Raw genomic sequence first — 1,099 nt, forward strand, 5'->3', positions numbered from 1 at the left:
TGGTGGAAACGGCTAAATGACCGGCAAATGAACCGGCTAGTAGACCGCGGCCTTACACAAAACATCGATATTGCAACGGCTTTACAACGTATCAAAGCCGCAAATACAGACCTGAGGCAGACAGGTACCGCTGGCCAATTCTCAGGTGGACTGGATGCACAGGCGCAAAGAAACAATGGTAACCCAATATCAGGTGATCCCTCTGAAAGTGCGACGTTCGGGGCGAATTACATCCTCGATATTTTTGGTGGTGTTCGCCGTGACGCGCAGCGCGCGGCAGCGGGTGTAGAAGCAGCCAAGTTTGATGCTGGCACTGTCCGGCTTGCTCTGGTTTCCGGTGTTGTTTCCAACTATATTGACGCGCGGTATTTTCAGGAGGCATTGGCTTTAACACGACAGAATATCGCGAGCCTCCGCCGGACCCAGTCCTTGATCAGAGCTCAAGTTGAGCAAGGCGGATTGTCAGAATTAGATCTTGCCCGATCAGCAGGTCAGCTGGACACAGCAATTGCCGACCTCCCTCCGCTTGAAGCCGCATTCGAAGCCCGGGTTTTTGCAATCGCGACATTGTTGGCCGAACCAGCTCAGCCGCTGCTTAAACAGATGATTGCAGGCGCACCACAACCTTATCCTCGCAGCAAGGGGTCAACAGGCGTCCCCGCTAATCTGCTCCGCAATCGTCCAGATGTATTGGCCGCTGAACGCCGTCTAGCTGCCGCAGTTGCCGGAGTAGGTGTCGCAGAAGCAAAGTTGTACCCATCGGTCACTTTATCTGGCTCGGTGACAGCGGCAAACCCGTCAGAATGGTCCTTTGGTCCAGCACTTTCATTGCCCATCCTCAACCAAGGTCCGCTACGCGCTAGGCGAGATGCGGCTATTATTTCAGCCACGACCGCCGAACTGGAATGGCGTGCACAGGTGTTGGCCGCGGTGGAAGATGTGCAAAAAACTCAAAGTGAATTTACACGAAAACAAAGAGAGGTGGCCGCATTGCGCGCTGCTCAACGATCAAGGGATCGTACTCTTCAGTTGAGCCGCAAAGTTTTTGAACTGGGAGAACTGAACTTACCAGACCTGTTGGACGCCGAACGATTTGCAA

The 1,099-nt window shown here is 53.7% G+C and carries 1 protein-coding gene; it reads left to right on the forward strand.

The window, feature by feature from the left end:
• Window positions 1–27: 27 nt before the first annotated feature.
• Window positions 28–1,099 (forward strand): efflux transporter outer membrane subunit (locus A3722_RS23355; protein WP_082849480.1); only part of this gene is annotated, 1,072 nt, incomplete at its 3' end.

The organism is Sulfitobacter sp. HI0027 (genome assembly GCF_001634775.1).
Lineage (GTDB): Bacteria > Pseudomonadota > Alphaproteobacteria > Rhodobacterales > Rhodobacteraceae > Sulfitobacter.